11 protein-coding genes are annotated in these 12,671 nt (G+C 70.3%); 2 read left to right on the forward strand and 9 right to left on the reverse strand.

What is annotated here, in order from left to right; genetic code table 11:
- Positions 1-74: 74 nt before the first annotated feature.
- A complete protein-coding gene (locus tag AC3WS6_RS00085) occupies positions 75-527 on the forward strand; it encodes a hypothetical protein (protein ID WP_492499035.1) in 453 nt (150 codons plus the stop codon).
- A 157-nt stretch (positions 528-684) separates the two neighbouring features.
- Here AC3WS6_RS00085 and rocD read toward each other — a convergent pair whose 3' ends face one another.
- The 8 genes from rocD to AC3WS6_RS00125 all read right to left on the reverse strand — a co-directional run bounded on the left by rocD (position 685) and on the right by AC3WS6_RS00125 (position 10,319).
- Positions 685-1,896 carry an ornithine--oxo-acid transaminase gene (gene rocD, locus AC3WS6_RS00090; protein ID WP_492499036.1) on the reverse strand — a complete coding sequence of 404 codons (1,212 nt, stop codon included), beginning with the start codon at positions 1,894-1,896 and terminating at the stop codon, positions 685-687.
- On the reverse strand, positions 1,893-2,780 hold the full coding sequence (ddaH, locus tag AC3WS6_RS00095) for a dimethylargininase (protein ID WP_492499037.1): 888 nt from the start codon (positions 2,778-2,780) through the stop codon (positions 1,893-1,895). The genes rocD and ddaH overlap by 4 nt, the downstream gene beginning before the upstream one ends.
- Positions 2,781-2,992: 212 nt before the next feature.
- Entirely contained in the window at positions 2,993-4,060 is a 1,068-nt protein-coding gene (locus AC3WS6_RS00100) for an NAD(P)-dependent alcohol dehydrogenase (RefSeq protein WP_492499038.1), read from the reverse strand.
- Position 4,061: 1 nt separating this feature from the next.
- Positions 4,062-4,292, reverse strand: a complete 231-nt coding sequence (locus tag AC3WS6_RS00105; protein WP_492499039.1) for a helix-turn-helix transcriptional regulator — start codon at positions 4,290-4,292, stop codon at positions 4,062-4,064.
- Positions 4,292-4,738 carry a hypothetical protein gene (locus tag AC3WS6_RS00110; RefSeq protein WP_492499040.1) on the reverse strand — a complete coding sequence of 149 codons (447 nt, stop codon included), beginning with the start codon at positions 4,736-4,738 and terminating at the stop codon, positions 4,292-4,294. Before AC3WS6_RS00110 ends, AC3WS6_RS00105 begins: the two co-directional genes overlap by 1 nt.
- Positions 4,739-5,101: 363 nt before the next feature.
- Positions 5,102-8,803 (reverse strand): proline dehydrogenase family protein, encoded by a 3,702-nt coding sequence (locus AC3WS6_RS00115; RefSeq protein WP_492499041.1) that lies wholly within the window; start codon positions 8,801-8,803, stop codon positions 5,102-5,104.
- Positions 8,804-8,916: 113 nt separating this feature from the next.
- The gene (locus AC3WS6_RS00120; RefSeq protein ID WP_492499042.1) at positions 8,917-9,756 is read right to left on the reverse strand and encodes a sugar nucleotide-binding protein; all 840 of its coding nucleotides are present in this window, start codon (positions 9,754-9,756) and stop codon (positions 8,917-8,919) included.
- A 2-nt stretch (positions 9,757-9,758) separates the two neighbouring features.
- Positions 9,759-10,319 (reverse strand): acyl-CoA thioesterase, encoded by a 561-nt coding sequence (locus tag AC3WS6_RS00125; protein ID WP_492499043.1) that lies wholly within the window; start codon positions 10,317-10,319, stop codon positions 9,759-9,761.
- Between the two features lie 130 nt (positions 10,320-10,449).
- On the opposite strand from AC3WS6_RS00125, the gene AC3WS6_RS00130 reads away from it, so the two are divergent.
- Positions 10,450-10,956: a GNAT family N-acetyltransferase gene (locus tag AC3WS6_RS00130; protein ID WP_492499044.1), complete on the forward strand. Its 507-nt coding sequence runs from the start codon at positions 10,450-10,452 to the stop codon at positions 10,954-10,956.
- Positions 10,957-11,099: 143 nt separating this feature from the next.
- On the opposite strand, the gene AC3WS6_RS00135 is transcribed toward AC3WS6_RS00130, so the two are convergent.
- A complete protein-coding gene (locus AC3WS6_RS00135; RefSeq protein ID WP_492499045.1) occupies positions 11,100-12,023 on the reverse strand; it encodes a cytochrome b/b6 domain-containing protein in 924 nt (307 codons plus the stop codon).
- Between the last annotated feature and the right edge of the window lie 648 nt (positions 12,024-12,671).

Raw genomic sequence — 12,671 nt, forward strand, 5'->3', positions numbered from 1 at the left:
GCGGCATGGAACCCGCGACGGACGGTTTGTCAACTCCCTGGGCTGATTCCGCGAGCGCGCGTAGCGTTCCGCTCATGGACGAGAACACAGGACGCACCCCTCACCCCGAGGAGCCTGCCGAGGGCTCCCCCGACGTCATCCCCGAGCACAACACCGCACCCGACGGCCAGGACGGCTCGGGTTCACCCGATGGCACTGGTTCCGAAGCCGACGAGCTCGAGGGCAACGCCCAGGGTGCTGCCCAGGGCGGTGCACTGCAGGGCGACAGCTCGTACGGTGAGTCCCCGCGCGGCGCGATTCAGGGCGATGCCGGCGAAGGCGACCCCCAGGGTGCGACGCAGGGCGGTGCACTGCAGGGCGACAGCTCTCACGGAGAGTCTCCGCACGGCGCGATCCAGGGCGATGCGAGCCCTGACCGCGACGCCGCGCTCGGCGGCGATGAGAACACCGAGGAGCAGCTGACCGCCGACACGGACGTCGAGAAGGACACGCTGCGCACCCTCGACCCGGACGACACTCCGGCCTGAGACGCCGAGAGCGCCAGAACCCCAGGGGGGCTGGGTGGTGCGCTCGGTCGTGACGATCGGAGGATCGGGGGCGATCCGCAGAGAGGTCCGTGCGACCTGGATGCGGATCGCCTTTCGTCGTGTCCGGCTCGGCCTGCGCGGGGGCACGTGAGGGCGATCAGGCCCCGAGCACCAGCTTCAGCTGCTCGACGGCCCAGTCGAGTTCCGTCGCGCGGATCACGATCGGCGGCGCGATGCGGATGGTCTGGCCGTGCGTGTCCTTGACCAGGACCCCACGGTCGAGGAGCTTCTCGGCGATCTCGCGACCCGTGCCCCTGGCGGGATCGATGTCGACGCCCGCCCAGAGTCCGGCGATGCGGATCTCGGTGACGCCGTGACCGAGAAGCGGCGCGAGGGCTGCCGCCAGGTGCTCGCCCAGCGCACGGGCGCGCTCCTGGAACTCTCCCGACTCGAGCATCTCGACCACACGCAATCCGACCGCTGCGGCCAGCGGGTTGCCGCCGAACGTCGATCCGTGCTCGCCCGGGCGGATCACCCCGAGCACATCGGCATCGCCGACCACGGCCGAGACCGGCAGGATGCCGCCACCCAGTGCCTTGCCCAGCAGATACAGGTCGGGCACGACGCCCTCGCGATCGCACGCGAACGTCTCACCCACCCGGCCGAGTCCCGACTGGATCTCGTCGGCGATGAACAGCACGTTCTTCTCGTCGCACACCTCGCGGATGCGGCGCAGGTACCCCTCCGGCGGGATCACCACTCCACCCTCGCCCTGGATCGGCTCGATCAGCACGGCGGCGGTGTCGTCGGTGATGGCTGCCGCGACGGCATCCGCATCACCGTAGGGCACGACGTCGAAACCCGGCATATACGGACCGAAGTCCGCCTTCGCCTCGGGATCGTCGCTGAAGCTGACGATCGTGGTGGTGCGGCCGTGGAAGTTGCCGGCCGCGACGATGATGCGCGCCCGTCCCTCGGCGATGCCCTTGACCCGGTAGCCCCACGCACGCGCGACCTTGATGCCGGTCTCGACGGCCTCGGCACCCGTGTTCATCGGCAGGACCATGTCTTTGCCGGCGAGGCCGGCGAGCGCGGCCGCGAAGGGTTCGAGCCGGTCGCTCATGAACGCGCGGCTCGTGAGGGCGACCCTGCCGAGCTGCTCGGTCAGCGCGGCGACGATCGCGGGATGCCGGTGACCGAAGTTCACGGCCGAGTAGGCGGCGAGCAGGTCGAGGTAGCGCTTGCCCTCGACATCCGTCACCCATGCTCCCTCGGCGCGGGCGATCGTGACCGGCAGCGGGTGGTAGTTGTGCGCGACGTGCGGCTCTGTTCCGGACTCGGTGCTCACGACGGGATCGACGGCGGTCATGCCGCACCGCGCAGTTCGAGGGTGCAGCACTTGATGCCGCCACCGCCGAGCAGCAGCTCGGAGAGGTCGACCATGATCGGGTTGTAGCCGCGCTCACGCAGCTGCTTCTCGAAGCCCTTCGCGCGGGGAGAGATGACCACGTTGTAGCCGTCGCTCGCCGAGTTCAGCCCGAAGACCGAGCCGTCCTCGTCCGAGACGAGGATCGCGTCGGGGAAGCGCTCCTCGAGGATCGCGCGGCTGGCGTCGTCGAAGGCACCCGGCAGGTAGGCGATGTTCGCGCGCTCGGGGCCGCCGTTCTCGACACCCTGCACGGGGTCGAGCACCGCGATGGCGGTGTCGAGATGGTAGAACCGCGGGTCCACCAGGTTCAGCGACACGACCTCGCGGCCGAAGACCTCACCGACCTCGCGATGGCTGTCGCCGGTGGAACGGAAGCCCGTGCCGGCGAGGATCACATCGCCGACGAGCAGGAAGTCGCCCTCGCCCTCGTTGACCTCTTCGGGGATCACGGTGTCGTAGCCCGCCGCGCGGAACCAGTCGGCGAACGCAGGCGCCTCGCCCTGACGCTCGACGAAGCGGAACTTCGGCACGTAGGCGCGGCCGTCGATGAGGAACCCGCCGTTCGCCGTGTAGACCATGTCGGGGTAGCCGGCGAGCGGTTCGATCAGCTCGACCTCATGGCCGAGCTCGAGGTACAGGTCGTGCAGCTTCTGCCACTGCTCGACCGCCCGGGCGGTGTCGGTGGGCTTCGACGGCTCCATCCACGGGTTGATCGAGTAGTTCACCGTGAAATGCGACGGCGTGCACATCAGGTAGCGACGGTGGTGTGCGGTGCGGACCGGGGCTGCGGTCTCGGATGCCGGCGCAGTGGTTTCGACAGTCATGGGGCTCCTCGAACGGGACGCGGCGGACGCTGTCCAGGGGCCCGGCGGTCCTTCGACCCGGTTCGCTCATCGAGAGCGGAGGCCGGGGAAGATGCGACTCGAGCACGCCGGCATCCATTCTGTCATCCGCTGCCTGCACGCCGCCAGAGCGCCCCCGCCCGCTTCGAATCGCCCACTGTGCAGTTTTCGGGTGGCGGAATCTGCACAGTGCGCTATTCGAAGGCGGCGTGCACGACGAGCTTGCCCACGGTGTGCCCCGCCTCGAGGTGCAGGAGTGCGGCGGATGCCTCGTCGAAGCCGTACTCGCGTTCGATCACCGGAGTGACGCGGCCATCGGCGACGAGATCGAGCAGCCTGGCGGTCACCTCGGGGCGCGGGGTCGCCGCGAGAGGGCGGATGCGCCGCGTCGACCCGATCGAGCGGTAGACCGCCTCGAGCATCCGCGGCACCGGTCCGAGCACGTGACCGCCGTTGCCCGCCACGAGCACCGCCGAGCCGCCGGGCACGAGCAGCCTCTGCAGCTCACGGAGGTCGACGCCGCCGGCGATGTCGATCACCGCGTCGAAATGCGACGCCGGCAGCTCCGACAGCGGTGAGCGCCGATGGTCGAGCGTGTGCGCCGCGCCGAGGTGCTCGACCAGCGGCACGTTGCGCTCGCCGCAGGTCGCCCAGACCTCCGCTCCCCGCAGCGCGGCGAGCTGCACGACGAACGTGCCGACACCGCCGGATGCTCCGATCACGAGTACCCGCTCCCGCTCCCGCTTTACCCGCTCCCGCTCCCGCGCGGCCGGGCCGTCACCCAGGCCCACACCGGCGAGGTCGAGGGCCTGCCAGGCCGTGCCGCCGGCGATCGGCAGCGTCGCGGCGGCCACCGCGCTCACCCCCGGACGGATCGGCACGAGCCGTGATGCCGCCACCGTGGCGTATTCGGCGAGGCCTCCGCCGCCGACGAGCTCGCCCACGACCGTTTCGCCGACCTCGGCGCCGATGACGGCCTGGCCCGTGGCGACCACCTCTCCCGCCACATCCATCCCGCGCACCGGATGCCGGGGCCGGGTGAGGCCGAACACGGGCCGCACCAACAGGGGGTCTCCGAGCATCAGCCGCACGTCTCCGGCATTCAGCGCGGTGGCATGCACGCGCAGCAGCACCTCGCCGCGCCGCGGCACCGGCACGGCGATCTGCTCGAGCCGCACGCCGTCGGCCGTGCCATAGGTCTCCCGTCGCCACGCGGGCATCGAGCCGGCGGGCGCACCGTCCACGGGTCGCGTCTCGCTCATCTCAGGCATCCTTCCCGGTCGGTTCGGGGTACTGGAAGAGATCGTCCAGGCCGACCCCGAAGGCCCGCGCGATCTGGAAGGCGAGCTCGAGCGACGGAGAGTACTTCTCCTGCTCGATCGCGATGAGTGTCTGCCGAGTGACGCCGATGCTGCGCGCGAGCTCGGCCTGCGTGAGCCCCGCGGCCTCGCGATGCGCGCGGATGCGGTTGGAGACGAGTGTGGGCTTGACCATCAGACGAGGCCCCGACGATAGGCGACGACCCGGGCGATGCCCCCGACGATCGCCGAGACGGCGAAGCCCGCGAACATGGTGTTGGCGATCCAGAACACATCGGCGCCCACTGCGCACAGCGCGATCACCCCGAGCCCCGCGATCACGACGAACGCCTGCTCGACGCGGCTGCCCATGCGGCTGATGTCGCGGTCGCGCACGTCGGACCTGCCGACGCCGTCGGGGTCCCTCGCGCCGGCGATGAGGCCCCACACGACACTGAGGGCGATCGTCGCCGCGATGCCGATGCCGATCGTCCAGAGCATCGGCGCGAGCCAGTCGACCTCGGTCACGGGCCTGTCGGCAGACTGCTGCAGCATGACGACGATGTACCCGCCGATCACGAGCGCGCCGACGATGAGGCCTGCCCAGGCGTTGCGCTCTTCGTAGACCATGCTGACTCCCATGTCAAAGATTCTTGACATGAGGGTACGCCTGCGGCATCCGTCGTGTCAAGAATTCTTTACACCCTCGGATGCCGCACGGCCGATGCCCCCCTGTCCCGTTTCAGCGGGGCCAGTTCCGCACGCCCCGTTTCGGGCGGGGCCAGTTCCGCACGCCCCGTTTCGGGCGGGGCCAGTTCCGCATCCGAATCGGTGATCCGGGATGCGAAACTGGCCCCGCTCGCCACGAAAGGGGCGAAAGGGGCGAAAGGGGCGAAAACCACCCTGCGCGAAACCCCGGGACACGCGAGACCGGCCGCGGACACGCGCGCCCCAGACCCCGGCCGCGGACTCGCGCGCCCCAGACCCCGGATGCTCCGCGCACCGTCAGATGACCTCGGCGCTCCAGTCATCCGGGTTGCCGTAGCGGTGCGCGGTGATCGTGATGGCCTGCTCGTGCACGAAGGGCAGCAGCTCGATGCGTCCGGCCGAGGTGACCTCGCCGTCGTACACCGCGAGGTCGGGGTCGCCCTCGACGGCGACCGCGAGCGCCCGGTGCAGCGCCGCCACCGACGAGCGGGCGCCGACGAGCCGCACGCGATCGGGAGTCGGAGCGTCGCGAAGGGGGTCGAGCACTCCCGCCGATTCCGCACGACGACGCACCCGCTGGATCCACTCGTCGTCACTCTCCATGAAGACCGTGGCCCCCACGTCGCCCAGCGCGCGCCTCACCTCGGGCGGCAGCCCCACCGGGGTCGAGAGAACGAAGCCTGCCCCGGCACGCACGGCCGCGACGACGACGCGCAGCAGTTCCTGCCAGCCGGCATCCGCCGTGGCCCTGATCTCGACAGGCACCGGCCGATAGCGGAACAGATTGCGCTCGACGCCCAGGTGCGAGACGTCGCGCACCTGACCGAACTCGCGGTCCCATGCCAGCGCGTCAGACAGCGCCGACCGCCTGAGCCACTCGAACGCTTCGTAGCCGAGAGAGGGCTGAGCCGACTCGATGAGCTCGGTGATGCGCGAATCGAGTCCTCGCAGGTGCAGGGTGCTCGAGACCGGCCCTGTCGCCTGCGATCGCCAGGCGCCCAGCCCGATGAGGTAGTTCGGGCCGCCGGCCTTCGCCCCCGGACCGACCGACGATCGCTTCCATCCGCCGAACGGCTGCCGCTGCACGATCGCGCCCGTGATGCCCCGGTTCACGTAGAGGTTGCCGGCCTGCACGGTGTCGAGCCACAGTGCCAGGTCGGCGGGGTCCTGCGTATGGAGCCCGGCGGTCAGCCCGTAGGCCACCGCATTCTGCAGCTCGATCGCGCGTTCCAGCGTGGGCGCGTGCATGACACCGAGCACCGGGCCGAAGAACTCCTCGGTATGGAACCGGGAGCCGGGCTGCACACCGATGCGGATGCCGGGGCGCCAGAGCCTGCCACTCGGATCGTCGACCGACACCGCGGGTTCGATGAGCCACCGCTCATCGCCCTCGAGTTCGGTGAGCGCCCACGCGAGCTTGCCCTGCGGCCGCTCGATGACCGGTCCGACCTCGGCGAGCGGATCGGTGGGCGGGCCCACGTGCAGCGAGCGCGTGGCATCCGCGAGCTGCCGGGCGAACCGCTTCGACCGCCCCACGGGTCCCACCAGGATCGCGAGCGAGGCCGCGGAGCACTTCTGCCCCGCATGCCCGAACGCGCTGCGCACGAGATCGGCCACGGCGAGGTCGAGGTCTGCCGACGGGGTGATGATCATGGCGTTCTTGCCGCTCGTCTCGGCGAGCAGCGGCAGGTCGGGTCGCCACGACCGGAAGAGCGCCGCCGTCTCCCACGATCCGGTGAGGATGACGCGATCGACCGCCTCGTGCGAGATGAGTGCGCGCCCGAGGTCGCCCTCCTCGATGTCGACGAGTGCGAGCACGTCGCGCGGGATGCCCGCCTGCCAGAGGGTCTCGGCGATCACGGCGGCACAGCGGCGGGCCTGCGGCGCCGGCTTGAAGACCACGCCTGAGCCCGCGGCGAGCGCCGCGAGCACTCCCCCGGCGGGGATCGCGAGGGGGAAGTTCCACGGCGGCGTCACCACGGTGACACGGGCGGGCTCGAACACCGCACCCGCAACAGCATCCAGCTCTCTCGCCTTGGCCGCGTAGTAGCGGGCGAAGTCGACCGCTTCGCTGACCTCGACGTCGGCTTCGGAGAAGACCTTGCCCGTCTCGGATGCCGCGACCTCGATCAGCTCGCCCCGTCTGGCCTCGAGCGCGGCGGCGGCGCGCAGCAGCACCTCGGCGCGTTCGGTCGCAGGGCGCGCACCCCACAGCGCTCCGGCGTCGCGCACCCGGGTGATCGTGTCGTCGAGGTGCGAGAGCTCATCGACTCGGGCCGTGTCGATCGTCGCGGCGCCGAGGTCGGACTCGGCGATGCGGGCGTGGATCTCGCGCGCCCAGTCGCGGTTGGCCGGGAGCGAGGGGTCGGTGTCCGCCGTGTTGGTGAAGCCCGGCGCGCCGCGCCCGTCGCCGCGCGTGCCGCCGGCATCCGGTTCGAGCTCGCGCGGCGCGTAGACCGCGGTCTCGAGGAACGGCTCTCCCGAGTCCTCCGAACCGCGGGAGATCCCCAGCACCGCCTGCGTGAGGCCCTCTTCGGGCGCCGGCGCGACCGGCACGGCGCGCAGGGACTCGTGCACGGGCGCCTGCCGATCCTGCGTGCGCATCGGTCCCACCTGCAGGGTCGGCGATGTCGAGCGCCGCAGAGCATCGATGAAGCGATCGCGTTCGCGGGCGAAGAGCGCCTCGTCGTGATCGAGGCGGAATGCCGCAGACAGGAAGTTGTCGGACGAGGCGTTCTCTTCGAGACGCCGCACCAGATAGCTGATCGCGACGTCGAACTCGTCGGGGTTCACGACCGGGACGTACAGCAGCACCTCGCCGACCTCGCGTGAGACGGCCTGCACCTGCCCCTGCGCCATGCCGAGCAGCATCTCGAACTCCACGAGCGGCTGCCCCGGCGCTGCGCCGGTGGCGACACCGCGTTCGTTCGCGAGCAGCCAGGCATACGCGATGCCGAACAGATTGTGTCCGGCGATGCCGATGCGCACCGCCTCGAGGTTCTCGGGGCGCAGCGCCCAGTCGAGGCAGCGCAGGTAGTTGGCGTCGGTGTCGAGCTTGGTGTCGTAGGTCGCTTGCGACCAGCCGTGCATGCGCGCCTCGACCCGCTCCATCGCGAGGTTCGCGCCCTTGACGAGACGCACCTTGATCGGCGCGCCCCCATGCTCCACGCGTTCCCGCGCCCACGCGGTGAGCTGTTGCAGTGCGGGCAGCGCATCGGGCAGATACGCCTGCAGCACGATCCCCGCCTCGAGCCCCTGCAGCCGCGGATCCTCGAGGATGCGCGTGAACACGGCGATCGTCAGGTCGAGATCGCGATACTCCTCCATGTCGAGGTTGATGAAGGTGCCGTCGCCGGCCGCCGTCAGATACAGGGGCAGCAGACGCTCGACGACCTCGTCGACGATCTGATCGAACGCCCACATGGAGATGTGGCTGATGATCGCCGACACCTTGACCGACACGTAGTCGACATCGGCCCGACGGATGAGGTCGTGGATGCCGTCGAGTCTCCGGCGGGCCTCGCTCTCGCCGAGCACCGCTTCGCCGAGCAGGTTGAGATTGAGCCGGGATCCCGATTCGCGGAGCTCGGCGATCGCAGGGCCGAGCTTGGCGGGGCGCGCGTCGACCACGAGATGCCCGACCATCTCGCGCAGCACCCTGCGGGCGATGGGCACGACCGGTGTCGGGAGGATCGGCGCGACACCGCCGCCGATCCGCACCGCCGACCGCAGGTACCAGGGCAGGAACTCGGGCACGATCGGCGCGATCCGGTGAAGTCGGGATGCCGCCGCGCCGAGGCTCTCGGGGCGCATGACCCCGTCGACGAAGCCCAGGGTGAACGGAAGTCCGTTGCTGTCCTGCAGAACCCCGGCGAGACGCTCGGCGGCCGGATCGACATCGGCGGCCGCCGCCTCGATCACCCAGCGTCGAGCCAGCGCGACAGCCTGGTCCGCAAGAGGGGCGGATTCGGCATCCGCAGAGAGCGACGTGTCTGCCATGGCCTCAGCCTAGAACCGAGATGCAGGCATGCCGTTGAGCGACGGGCGGGGAGCTGCACTCCCCCGCGTCGCGAGCACAGGCGAGGGTGACCGGGGGCGGCCGAGGGTCGGCGCTAGCGGGCGGCGATCAGCGAGGCGTAGCCCTCTCGGAAGGTCGGGTACCGCAGCTCGCCGACCAGCTCGAGCAGCAGGCTCCCGTCGAGCACGGTGCCTCCGCCGACTGCCGGCTCGACAGCGGGCGGCGGCGCCACGCCGAGTTCCGTCGCGATGAACTCGACGACATCGCCGAGCGGCACCGGCTCGCGGTCGACGCCGTGCACGAGCTCCGGTGGCGTGGATGCTCGCAGCAGCACGTCGAGAAGCCGCACGACATCGGTCTCGTGGATGCGGTTCGTTCGCCGCGTGTGGTCCACGGCGTCTCCGGCGAGCACCCGGCGGATGACCGATTCGCGCCCTGGTCCGTAGATCCCCGCGGGCCGCACGACCACGGCCCCCAGCAGTTCGCGGGCCAGCCGCTCCCCTTCGACGAGCGCCGCACCTCCCGGGGTGGTCGTCGAAGGGGCGTCGGACTCCGTGAGCGGTGTGGGCCCCGGCCGCCCCTCGAACACCCGGGTCGACGACACGAACACGACCCTCGACGGCACCGAGGGAAGCGCGTCGGCGAGAGCCTGCAGCGCGAGCGGATAGATCGAGCCCCGCTCCGACTCGGCGCGACTCGGCGGCAGGGTGATCACCACGGAGTCGAACTCGGAGAGCGGCTGAGCGAGCGGCTTCTCGAGGTCGGCGGCGATCGTGCCGAACCCGTCGGGCAGACCGTGCGCCGTGCGACGGATCGCGACGACCTCTCCACCGCGCGCGATCAGACCTTCACCCAGGCGGATGCCGATCTTGCCGCATCCGACCAGCAGCGTGCGCACGGGCTCACGCGCATCGATCCCCCATGCAGCCGTCACGTTCAGCTCCACACGCTCGGCGCGGCGGCGCGGGTGGGAGGCAGAGCGGATGCCGCGGCCCAGTCGTGCACCCATGCGTCGATCTCGGGCACGCCCTCGGGCTTGCCGACTGCGGCGAACAGCTCCTCGTTGCTGACGGTGCCGCCGGTGCGGCGCAGCATGCGCGATCTGACGATCGCGCGCGCGTAGACCTCACCACGCACGACCGCGCGGTGCTCGAGGAACACCGCCTTGTCGTCGTGCCCGATGAAGCGCGACTGCACCTCGAACCGCTGCCACAGCTGCAGGGACTTGCGGAAGGTGATGGTCTCGCTCGACACCACCGCGTACCAGCCGCGCTCGTTCATCGCGTCGAAGAGCCCGGTGCGGATCAGCAGATCCCAGCGACCGAGATCGAACAGCGAGAGATACCGGCCGTTGTTCATGTGGCGCAGGATGTCGATGTCCGTCGGCAGGGTGGTCAGAGTCACCGAGCTCACCGACGCGGGGTCGAGTGTCTTGCCGCGCCGCACGCGACGGCGTGCAGAGAGGATCACGAGCAGGGTGCGCCAGATCACGTTCACGAGATCCGATCGTAGCCTTCGGCGCACGAAACCCGAATTTCTTTGTTCGACATCTCCAGCGGCTCGAAAGGTGCCTGCGACGGCATCCGCTCGATTTCCTGTTCCCGATGGCCGCGCGTAGAGTCGCGCTATGAGCGCCGAAGCCCAGCCTGAAGTCATCGTCCGTCCGGTCCGTGATGTGGATGCGGAAGCCCTGGGTCGCGTGCACGCGCAGTGCTGGCACGAGACCTACGACCACCTGATCAGCAAGGCCGCCCTCGAGAAGGTGTCGCCGCGCCGCATGGCCGAGCTGTGGACGCACTGGGCGGCTCAGGGCCCCGACTTCACGATGAAGGCGGCTCTCGTCGACGGCGAGATCGTCGGATTCGTCGGGTCCGGTCCCGCCCGCGACAAAGACGCGCCGTCGATGCGCGAGCTCTACTTCATCTACCTGCTCGACGCGTTCCACGGCACCGGCATCGGCCAGAAGCTCTTCGACGCTGCGGTCGAGAGCGACGAGCCGCTTTACCTCTGGGTCGCCGAGGACAACCCCCGCGCGCACCGCTTCTACACGCGCAACGGCTTCGCGCTCGACGGAGCCAGCCACACCGAGCCGTTCCTCGGCGAGACGCTGACCGAAGTCCGCTTCGTCCGCTGAGCCCGGGGGGCGCTGAGCCTGCAGTGCTCTGAGCCTGCAGTGCTCCGCGAGACCCGCCGTTCATTGCGAGACCCACCTCCTGGAGGTGGGTCTCGCAGCATGTCGCGGGTCTCACCCGAGGCGAGGCTGCAGAGCACCGCGGATCAGCGACCCGAGACGTTGCCGAACAGCTTCGCGATGGGCGCGATCACCAGCGGACGCGCCGCGACCCAGCCTGCGGCGATGACCACGAGCGACGCGACGAACACCCAGAACCCCGTCCAGGTGACGGCATCCTGCGCGGCGTACATGTGATTCAGGTTGCGCAGGAACCCGGTCAGCATGACGAGCGCGACGTGCACCACGATGAACGCGACGAAGTAGAGCATCACCGGGAAGTGCACCGCGCGGGCCCACTCGATCGGGTAGGCCTTCGACAGCCGTCCGGCGTTCTTCGGCCACATGCCCGACATGCGGAAACCCGTCACCGCGGCCAGCGGAGCGGCGAGGAACACGGTCGTGAAGTAGGCGATCTGCTGCAGGCCGTTGTAGTTGTTCCAGCCGTTCTCGTGCGGCCAGTCGAACGAGACGTACTGCAGAGCCGCCGACAGCGCGTTCGGGAAGACCTCCCAGCTGGTCGGCACGATGCGGGCCCAGTGCCCCGTCGTGAACAGCAGCACCACGAAGATCACGCCGTTGACGAGCCACAGCACGTCGAGAGCCTGGTGGAACCAGATCGTCAGACTGACCTTCCCCTTGGGGTTGTTGCGGGGTGTCCAGAACGCGGTCGGGCGCTTCTCGCTGCGGATGCGCAGACCCGAGCGGATGATCAGCACCATCAGGAACACGTTGAAGAAGTGCGCCCAGTTGACCCACGGCGCGAAGCCCGGCTCGACGTGCACGGCCGGCTCGTACTCGCCGGGGAACGCGACGAGGAAGTCCTGCATGAACGGCAGGCTCAGCAGCGTGCGCACGAGGGCGACGGCCGCGCCGGCCAGGATGCCGAGGGCCGCTGCTCCGAGCAGGCCCGCGATCGCCTGGGTCCAGGTGGGGCGGCGAGCGGATGCCGCGTCGGACGTCGCCTGCACCGCAGGGATCCGCCGCGGTGCAGTGCCGTTCCAGGCTGTGGGCTCACGCCGGAGCGGCGCGCGGACGTCGACGAGCGCGGCGGCGGCGGTAGTGGCTCCGGCGTCGTGGCGCGTTTCGTCTCGCTGCTCCGCTGCTCGCTCAACGACCGAAGCCGATACGGCCCCCCGGTCGGCGAGCGAGGACGACGAAGCCGATACGGCCCCCCGGTCGGCGAGCGAGGACGACGAAGTCGAGGCGGCCCCCTGGTCGTTGAGCGAGGACGACGAAGTCGACCGAGACGAAACGCCCTCACCGACGCGCGACGCCGCCACGACCCCCGCCGCGGGCCAAGGCTCACCACCGGGGGTGCGCGGAAGACCGCGGCGGATCGACGCCGCCCCCGCAGCGTCGCGCGTTTCGTCTCGCTGCTCCGCTGCTCGCTCAACGACCGAAGCCGATACGGCCCCCTCCCGCTCCCCTACCGAGGACGACGAAGCCGATGCGGCCCCCTGGTCGTTGAGCGAGGACGACGAAGTCGACCGAGACGAAACGCCCTCACCGACGCGCGGCGCCGCCACGACCCCCGCCGGGGGCCAAGGCTCACCACCGGGGGTGCGCGGAAGACCGCGGCGGATCGACGCCGCCCCCGCAGCGTCGCGCGTTTCGTC

It is taken from the genome of Microbacterium sp. EB106-03-03-XG65 (assembly GCF_058791955.1).

What these genes read in the sequence shown, in the direction of transcription:
- AC3WS6_RS00115 (WP_492499041.1), bottom strand. Translation starts at nt 8,803, where the DNA reads ATGGCAGACACGTCGCTCTCTGCGGATGCCGAATCCGCCCCTCTTGCG.
- AC3WS6_RS00100 (WP_492499038.1), bottom strand. Translation starts at nt 4,060, where the DNA reads ATGAGCGAGACGCGACCCGTGGACGGTGCGCCCGCCGGCTCGATGCCC.
- rocD (WP_492499036.1), bottom strand. Translation starts at nt 1,896, where the DNA reads ATGACCGCCGTCGATCCCGTCGTGAGCACCGAGTCCGGAACAGAGCCG.
- AC3WS6_RS00085 (WP_492499035.1), top strand. Translation starts at nt 75, where the DNA reads ATGGACGAGAACACAGGACGCACCCCTCACCCCGAGGAGCCTGCCGAG.
- AC3WS6_RS00110 (WP_492499040.1), bottom strand. Translation starts at nt 4,738, where the DNA reads ATGGGAGTCAGCATGGTCTACGAAGAGCGCAACGCCTGGGCAGGCCTC.
- ddaH (WP_492499037.1), bottom strand. Translation starts at nt 2,780, where the DNA reads ATGACTGTCGAAACCACTGCGCCGGCATCCGAGACCGCAGCCCCGGTC.
- AC3WS6_RS00105 (WP_492499039.1), bottom strand. Translation starts at nt 4,292, where the DNA reads ATGGTCAAGCCCACACTCGTCTCCAACCGCATCCGCGCGCATCGCGAG.
- AC3WS6_RS00130 (WP_492499044.1), top strand. Translation starts at nt 10,450, where the DNA reads ATGAGCGCCGAAGCCCAGCCTGAAGTCATCGTCCGTCCGGTCCGTGAT.